The 8023-nt window shown below is 55.8% G+C and carries 4 protein-coding genes and 5 pseudogenes; 2 read left to right on the top strand and 7 right to left on the bottom strand.

All coding sequences use genetic code 11. The annotated features are described in order from the left end of the window. Positions 1–86: 86 nt before the first annotated feature. A pseudogene (locus tag AAAC48_RS22145) lies at positions 87–617 on the top strand (IS6 family transposase); the annotation flags it as partial. Between the two features lie 220 nt (positions 618–837). After that, the gene (locus tag AAAC48_RS22140; RefSeq protein ID WP_340656258.1) at positions 838–2046 is read left to right on the top strand and encodes a succinylglutamate desuccinylase/aspartoacylase family protein; all 1209 of its coding nucleotides are present in this window, start codon (positions 838–840) and stop codon (positions 2044–2046) included. Positions 2047–2350: 304 nt separating this feature from the next. Here the strand turns inward: AAAC48_RS22140 and AAAC48_RS22135 are convergent, their stop codons facing one another. The 7 genes and pseudogenes from AAAC48_RS22135 to AAAC48_RS22105 all read right to left on the bottom strand — a co-directional run. Then, positions 2351–4009 (bottom strand): metallophosphoesterase, encoded by a 1659-nt coding sequence (locus AAAC48_RS22135; RefSeq protein WP_340656257.1) that lies wholly within the window; start codon positions 4007–4009, stop codon positions 2351–2353. An 873-nt stretch (positions 4010–4882) separates the two neighbouring features. Then, positions 4883–5170 carry a glycine zipper 2TM domain-containing protein gene (locus AAAC48_RS22130; protein ID WP_340656256.1) on the bottom strand — a complete coding sequence of 96 codons (288 nt, stop codon included), beginning with the start codon at positions 5168–5170 and terminating at the stop codon, positions 4883–4885. Between the two features lie 461 nt (positions 5171–5631). Next, a pseudogene (locus AAAC48_RS22125) lies at positions 5632–5798 on the bottom strand (IS6 family transposase); the annotation flags it as partial. Between the two features lie 604 nt (positions 5799–6402). Further along, a pseudogene (locus AAAC48_RS22120) lies at positions 6403–6588 on the bottom strand (helix-turn-helix domain-containing protein); the annotation flags it as partial. Continuing rightward, positions 6525–6662, bottom strand: coding sequence for a hypothetical protein (locus tag AAAC48_RS22115; protein WP_340656259.1), 138 nt, complete (start codon positions 6660–6662; stop codon positions 6525–6527). The gene AAAC48_RS22115 and the pseudogene AAAC48_RS22120, both read right to left, overlap by 64 nt. Before the next feature lie 13 nt (positions 6663–6675). Then, positions 6676–7553: pseudogene (locus AAAC48_RS22110) on the bottom strand (ATP-binding protein); the annotation flags it as partial. 12 nt (positions 7554–7565) lie between these two features. Further along, positions 7566–7859: pseudogene (locus AAAC48_RS22105) on the bottom strand (PAS domain-containing protein); the annotation flags it as partial. Positions 7860–8023 lie beyond the last annotated feature (164 nt).

Raw genomic sequence — 8023 nt, 5'->3', positions numbered from 1 at the left:
GGCGGCCGACTGCTCAGTCTCTGAAGGTCGAAGGGATCCCTGATTGGTGTTGCGTTGGTTCGGCTACCATTCTGACGACGCACAACCTGTTTCTGAGATGGCTTCCGCGTGCCCCCCGCGACTACTGCTGGCCGCCCGGGGCCATTGTTAGCCATCAAACGATACGAGCATGGGCAGAGAAATTCGGACGGTGCTTCGCCAACGAGATCCGGCGAAGGTCGGTCGGCCGACTTGGTGACAAGTGGCACCTCGACGAGGTCGTTGTTACAATTGCGGGCAAGAAACGGTGGCTCTGGCGAGCTGTTGATCAGGAAGGCTTCGTTATCGATGTTCAAAGCCGCAGAAATGCCAAGGCAGCAACGCGCTTGATGCGCAAGCTTCTCAAAAAGCAGGGCCACGTGCCGCGCGTCATGATCACTGACAAACTTTGATCATACAACGCCGCGAAACGGCAGGTCATGCCGAGTGTGGAGCATCGCTCACACAAAGGCCTCAACAATCGGGCCGAGAATTCACGTCAACCCATCCGAAGACGAGAACGAATGATGAAGCGTTTCAAGTCAACGCAACAGCTTCGGCGTTTCGTTTCCATCCACGATCCTGCCGCCAACCTGTTCCACTTTCCTCGCCAAAGCGTCAGACTCCTCGCAATCGTTCATCATCGGCTACAGCTCCTCGCCTTCCCGATTCGGACCAGCCATGACAAGGACGTCATCACGAAGTAGATTCACGATCATTTACTTTTATATTTTTATCGAACGCGGGCAGTTAGTGACGAAAGTCTATACATTTATCATTCGAATTTAGCTTTCCACACGACATAAGGAGACCCTAGTCATGTCGGATAAACCTAAAAAAGGCATCGCTCGCCGTGATCTAATAGTGGCATCCATTGCCACGGTCGGCGCCGCGGCCGCCGCCCTCGCGGCCAATGCTGGCACTGCGGACGCCCAGGACTCGGCGACTTCCTCTGCCAGCCCAGCACCGGGTGCGCCATCAGCGACGGTTTATACCGGCGATGTGATCGAAGGCAAAAAGGTCGTCAGCGCGCTCGACGTTGGCGACCTGGAGCACGGTAAGAAGCACCTTTTGTATTTTCAGGGCGTTGAGATGCCGACCGGACAGTACTGGTATGTGTCTGTGACGGTCGCCAAGGGAGCAAAGCCGGGCAAGCGCGGCGTCCTGACCAGTGGCGTGCATGGCGACGAGATGAGTTCTGTGCATACGGTCCAGACCGTGATGAACCAGCTCGTTCCAGCGGAGATGTCGGGCACAGTGATGGCGGTCACGGACGTGTCCCGCCCAGCCATGGAATGCATGCAGCGCAGATGGCCCAACCAGGGCAGAGGCATTGATCTGATCGATATGAATCGGGAGTGGCCCGGGAATGAGAACGGCGCCACCGCACCCAGCCGGCACGCCTGGCTTCTGTTCAACCGGCTCCTCCGGCCGAACGCCGACTTCGCGATCGACTTCCACACCGGGACAACCGGATTCGAAGTCACCGCATTTAATATCGGCGGTATGGATGTGCCCGAGGTCAAGGCGATGGTGGAGCTCTATCCCGTCGGCCAGATCTTCGACAATCATGTATATCCCGGTGTCCTGCACAACGCGTTTATGGACGTGGGCATCCCGTCCTTCACGCCGGAGATCGGCGCTGCGCGCGTCCTGGACTTCGACATGATCTCGATGTTTACTGAAGGCACGATGAACGTCCTCAAGCATCACGGCATCGTTGCCGGGCCAATGGGACGTACAGGCAAGGACGTGACTGTCTTTGTCGGTAACAGCGCGTTCCCGATCCTGGCCACGGCTGGCGGGCTCGTTGAGCATTTGGTCAAACTCAACGACAAGGTCGAAGCCGGACAGAAGGTTGCCATCCAGCGCGATAGCTTCGGCGAGGTGGTTGCGGAGTATGCAAGCGGCGTGGCCGGAGAGATAACGGGCCAGCGCAGCGATGCAATGTGCGAGCCCGGCAACCCCCTGGTATTCATCCTTTTCAACAAGCCGGGGCCGGAGGGTGTTGAGACTTATCCCGAGTGAGTTCACACCTGCCGAGGCGGCTAGGTGAACTGATGAGCGATCTTGATCGCGGCAATCCAAACGCGTCGCCGAAGCGGTGCTCTATGGTGAAATTCGATATCGCCAGACTGGAGGCCGCAGCGACAGATTGAGCCTGACCGTGCTCGTAGGATCCTAAGCGGTGTTCTCAGGCCACGGCCTTGAGTTCGGGGACGCGGATGTAGGCCCATGGCAAGAGCTCGTCGATCTTGCTGTTCGGGTAAATGCTCCGTGCAAGGGCTCGTGTCGACCAGACTGCCATGATGGATGCCGCGATACATTATTTCTATACCGTTATCGCTGCGCCCGCGCAGAAAACTGTGCCCTTGAATTCGTTTGCCGACTTAGTAACCAGAATTGGTTGGGTGGTGTTGGCGCCGCTTAACCGCGTCACCCGGTAGCTCGACCCGTTCAGGCGCCAAAAGCATGAGACGCCCTGTATCCGTAACAGCAACGGTGTGAACATAAAAATAGGTAGGTAGGTCATCGTTGCTTCCATGACAGGGGAAGGGGCCGAAACGATAACCAGATTGGCACAGCGGCCAATCCAATCGATATGTCTGTGACCGTGCATAAGCACGGCGCGGTTGGCGAGCGGTTTCAGCTGGCGAACGAACCAGTTCCCATTGATCAGAGCGGTCCCGACGCGCTCAGACAGTGCCTTTGCAGCCCGAGGATATTCGACAACATGGTGGTGAAGGGCGATGATCCAGCCCGCACGGGGATACTGTGCAATGGTGATTTCTATTCCTCGCAACTGCTCCGCCGAAATCGTTCCCAATGCATTGGTGAAGGAAAAATGTGTGGGCGCGTTTGAGTTCAACAAGATAATCCCCAGTCCGTCTTCCTTGTCTGGCGGTAGCACCATCGGAAAGAGCGTGTTCCAGATTTCGCTCAAATCCTTGAACAGAAATGGCCGAGCAGTATCAGAAAACCGCGCCAACTTTACAAAATGCGGAGCCATCGCCTCGTTAAGGGTTCCGCCAATTTTTGTCTTTGCGTGGTCTACGATGCGAACGCGATCGCCTTGTAACGACGCGATTGCATTCAATGCGCGGATTTGCCGAAGCTTTGGGTTTGGGCTAGTGGGGAGTTCCATACGAGCGGGATTGGCACGGTCGACGATGTTGAGATCATGATTGCCCGGAATCATCAGGATGCGATCCGCCAGACGCGGGTGGGCGGCTAGTAGATCCGTAAATTCAGACCACTCGGCGGAACGACCTGCGTCCGTCATATCTCCCGTAATCAGAATTGTGTCGAGCGGTTGGCGAGCATCAATTCTCTCGATTTGATCCAGTACCCTGCCCAACCGTTCATTGCCCTGCGGACCCATTCTCCCGCTTTCAATCCTGAAGCCATAACGTTCGCCGACAACGTGAATATCCGATAGATGGGCTATTCGCCATGTCTTGCCATTGGTTGGGGCAACGTCAAAGCTTTCCAGATCTAGAGGCTGATCCATCGTTCCATCAGCAACGGCCCATATCAGAGCACCCGCCGCGAGATATCCGCTCACGAAGACAACACTGTTGGCAAGCGCCACGGTGATCAGTTGCTTGAAAGATCCGATCTCACGGATGTCGCTAAAGAGCTCGGCCTTTGGCCAGATTGCATGGAGTATTATAAGTGAAAAGCAACAGATCACGACGCCGGCCACTATCGACGTGACCGACCTAATCTGCGCCCGGCTCGATGCAGTGGTACTTCCTTCAGGAAAGAAGAGTTCAACAAGATGTCGGACCCCTTCACGGCAAGCCGTATATGCAGGCTGGACAACAAGTGAAGCAAGCGACCAAAAACTTGTTTCCACGAGCCTAAACAAAGCACGCCATCCATACCAGGCGGCAAGGGCGAGCAATACAAGCGCAGACGCGGGCCAGAGACCGGAAAATGGAGATGTGATTTTTCCGGATACCATGTTGATCCAGGCGGATACGATCATCGGAGCGAGCCCTAACGCAAGGCCAGGAAGGATGAGAAGAAATATCCACGCCACGATCAACTTTGGAAAGCTCAGCTCGACGAGGAGACTGCCCGCCAGCGCGAGCATCGATTGGCTCTTCGGACTGGAGGCGTCGTCCTCAATATCACCACGACGGGGATCAATACTGAATTTCATGCCATTTTTCCGAATTCCGAAGTATTGGGTAAAGCGTAAAACGCTTGCATTGACTCTGCCACCACATTTTAAAATGACTTCTGATTATCTACCGCGGTGGAAGATATCTTAAATTAGCACGCACCCCAATCGGGCGAGCGCATGCAGATATACGACTGCCAAACGCGGCCAATGGTTGGATTGGAGGACTAAGTAGTGTATTCGGCGATTTCGAAAAATCCAACAGGAATGCCATCTGTACCGCAGTCGCGGTGCGTCAGAGAGCAGAGCAACCGCCGCCCACGCTAGTACAAGAGCCACGCAATTCCGACCGCAACAGCAATACCGAATAAAATCATCACTGTGAACGCGCCGACGTTGACACCAAGTTTCTTTAATTGCTTGTCAATATCATCAGGCATGAAGAATCCCAGACAGTAGTGTGGAAAACCCCGGTCCACTCACGACCTGGTATGCGCTTCCAACGCATTATAACAAGTTTTCGCCCAATGGCTCTTGTCGTGGAGCCTCAACAGGTTGTCCCGGTTTTGAGCGACGCGGCTGATTGGCGGCTTTGAGTTTAGGCTGCCGTGCGGTCTGCCTGGTCGCAGGGACCGTTGTCGATCATGACATGAGTGACTGCCGAGACTGGCTTATAATAATCGCATGGCTTCAAATACTGCTCTTTTCGGCGGCTCAGCCTTGATTGCGTCTGCCCTAACAGGGTGCAACGTAGATGGTGCCGTCGTTACGCCGATACCGGCATTGATTTCGGCCTTGGCTAGGCGTTGATGCTGTACCAACAACCGCTCCAAGAAGCGCACCACCGGCGGCGCCTCCGACCGTGCTTCTCGTATTTTTCCCAATAGCCTGACCGGCAATTGCGCCCACACCAGCACCCACTACAGCGCCCGTTCCAGCACGCCGGTCCTGTTCGTTTGTTGCGCAAGCCGAAAGCAATGCGGCTGCAGCAACGACCACAACTGCGACATTAAATGCCTTCATCACGATCTCCTCCATGGCCTGACCCCGACAATGCTCTTCGTCCACGCCTGACGTAACTGTCAAATCGGTTACCATCGCAACTGCAGGCGCCCAATCGTCAATTACGATCAGTTATCAAGGATTGCCTATCTGAAAGAAAAGGACGCTCTGCCTAGCTATAGGATTCTTGGCCAATAGAAGGGATCTCATATCGGCCGAAGATGTTGTCACATGAACGTTACGTCAGCGTTTCTGACTAGCGCCAGTTGTGCGGCCTTCAATATTGATCTTATGCGCGCCGGTATCGCCAGCAGGCGCGGAACTAAGAGGCCACCGCCGCGAATTTGGAACGGCGCAAGCTTGTTAATGTGCTGCCAGCGAACGGCCAGCTGGTTTAGCAAACACGACACACTTTGAGGAAGGCTCCATTAAATACAGTGCGCATCGAATCTTATTGGCAAAATACGCCCGAACGTTTCCGCCCATGACCGCACGGTTTGGTGAGAAACGATGACACCGCGTGCGGCCAGTAAATCCTCTACCATGCGCAGGCTCAAAGGAAACCGGAAGTAGAGCCATACCGCGTACGCAATGATCTCGGAGGGAACCGATGGCGACGATAAAGCCGATCACGGGAAGGCTGGGTCACGCCCGATTATCCCACATTCAAATCAAGCCAACGTTAAATTTACGATGCACCGACTATTGGTGGAGACATTTTGTTGAGCAAGGAAGATCATTGTTAACCACCAAGAGTGGAGGGGCGGCTTACTATTGGTGTACCATGAATGCCAGTACCAGCTTCCACGCTAACAAAACGAGGACAACAGCTACGATAATTGCTGTGCTGCTTCGCAACATAACACGACCTCCCAATGAACTGATGTTCAAGAATATCCAGATAAAGATTCTCAGCAATATATTCACCAGAATACGCCTGACCTCCACTGGTAGCAACAATGCCCCAAGCTTTGTCGTTGCAGACTTACCCCGAGCGCAGCCGTGATTTGCCTCCGGCGCAAAAGATCCGGTGGCCGTATCGGAGCGAACGTTCAAGTGGGATAAGTGCCACCAAGAATTAAGTGGACACTTAGGCAGGGTTCCACGTCAGGGAGTGATGGAGAGCGGGAGCCGGGTCGTCGGGTCGTCGACGTAGTTGGACGAGAAAGGAGAAAATGGCGGATTATAGAGGAAGCAAGGCTTCCAGGTAACGCAGTCGCGGAGGTTGCCCGTCGGCGTGGCGTCGACAACAGATATCGTCCCCTCCCCATTACTTCGCGGACCCCAAGTTCGGCGATCAGGTTGAGGGCTCCCCGCGGCGTGACTCTCGCCGCTTTGGCAATCATCGCGGCGGACACGATCGGCCGCGAAAGGATCAGGTCAAAGGCGGTTGGAAGGCTGCTGGATGAGCGCCGGCCACGCAGACGCCGCTCCATCTGGTCCATACCGCTTCGGCGATAATTTCGGCAGGAAAACAATGGCGGTGATAGAGCTGGTCACGAACGTTGGTCATCACGCATTGTCCGTCATCGGTATGACCGGCAAGTTAAGGTTACAGTGCCCGTCCACCCCATCATAGCATCGGCGTTTCGCGCGTGCTCGGCGGGAGTGGCCTCGTCCTCGTCTGCCGGGAGAGTGAACCGGAATACCGCCCCCTGAGGCTCGTTTGCGCTGGCCCACAGCCGTCCCCGTGCGCTTTGATGATCGACTGGCTGATGGCCAGGCCCAGGCCCATGCCCTGGGCCTTGGTGGTGTAGAACGCCTCGAACAGGCGGTCCAAACTCTTCGGATCCAGTCCCGGACCGGAATCCCGCAAGCTGACGAGTACGCCGTTCGAAGCATTTCTGCCGGTACTGATCAGCAACTCCCGCGCCCCCTCGCCGACGCCACTCATCGCTTCGACGGCGTTGCTGATCAAGTTGAAAATCACTTGTTGCAGTTGGACCCGATCTGCTCGAATGAGTGGCAAGCCCTCCGCGAGTTGCGTCCGCACCGAGACGCCGTTCTTCAAAACTTCGGCACGGGTCAGGGCTATGACCTCAAGCACCGCCTCGTTGATCTCCAGGTCCTCCTTCCGCGGAAGCGCCTTCTTGATGAGGGCCCGGATACGGCCGATGACGTCGCTGGCTCGCATGCCGTCGCTGATGATAGCACCGAGCACCTGCCGAACCTCCTCCAGATCTGGCGGTTGAGCGCCCAGGAAGCGCAACCCAGCCTGTGCGTTGGTGACTGCCGCAGCGATCGGTTGTCTGATTTCATGGGCAATCGAAGCCGTAAGCTGCCCCATCGTCGCGACGCGGCTGGCGTGCGCCAGCTGCGCCTGCACTTCGCGATAACGGTACTCGCTGTCTCGTGCTTCAGCTTCCGCCCGCTTGCGCTCGGTGATGTCGTTGAAAAGGATTCCGACGCGTCTGCGCTTGGGGTCTTCGACCCGGAAGGCGTAAACGTCATACCAGCGTCCGAGTTGTTTGGCTTCATTTTCAAAGCGCATCGGCTCTCCGGTGAGGGCGATCCTGCCGTAAATCTCGAACCAATGTTCTTCGTGCCGTGGCGCGATTTCGCGCATCCGTCTGCCGACGGCATTCTTGATCCCCGTTTGCCGTTCAAACGACGGGTTGATTTGCAAAAAGCGATAATCGACCGGCTTTTCATCCTGATCAAACAAAACTTCAATTGTGCAAAAACCCTCGTCAATCGATTCGAACAACATGCGGTAATTCTGTTCCGACTCGCGCAATTCCACCTCGGCGCGCTTGCGCTCGATGAACTGACCGATCTGGCTGCCGATGGTAGCCAGCATGTTGAGCAACTCCTGATCGGGCTGCCTGATCTCGCGGCTGAAAAACTCGATCGCGCCCAAGACGTCCCCCCGAT

This window comes from Phyllobacterium sp. (genome assembly GCF_037994405.1).
Taxonomy (GTDB): domain Bacteria; phylum Pseudomonadota; class Alphaproteobacteria; order Rhizobiales; family Rhizobiaceae; genus Phyllobacterium.
This window is presented reverse-complemented; position numbering and strand designations above follow the sequence as displayed.

Coding starts and splice junctions, on each gene's coding strand:
- AAAC48_RS22140 (WP_340656258.1), top strand. CDS start 838: ATGTCGGATAAACCTAAAAAAGGCATCGCTCGCCGTGATCTAATAGTG.
- AAAC48_RS22135 (WP_340656257.1), bottom strand. CDS start 4,009: ATGATCGTATCCGCCTGGATCAACATGGTATCCGGAAAAATCACATCT.
- AAAC48_RS22130 (WP_340656256.1), bottom strand. CDS start 5,170: ATGAAGGCATTTAATGTCGCAGTTGTGGTCGTTGCTGCAGCCGCATTG.
- AAAC48_RS22115 (WP_340656259.1), bottom strand. CDS start 6,662: ATGACCAACGTTCGTGACCAGCTCTATCACCGCCATTGTTTTCCTGCC.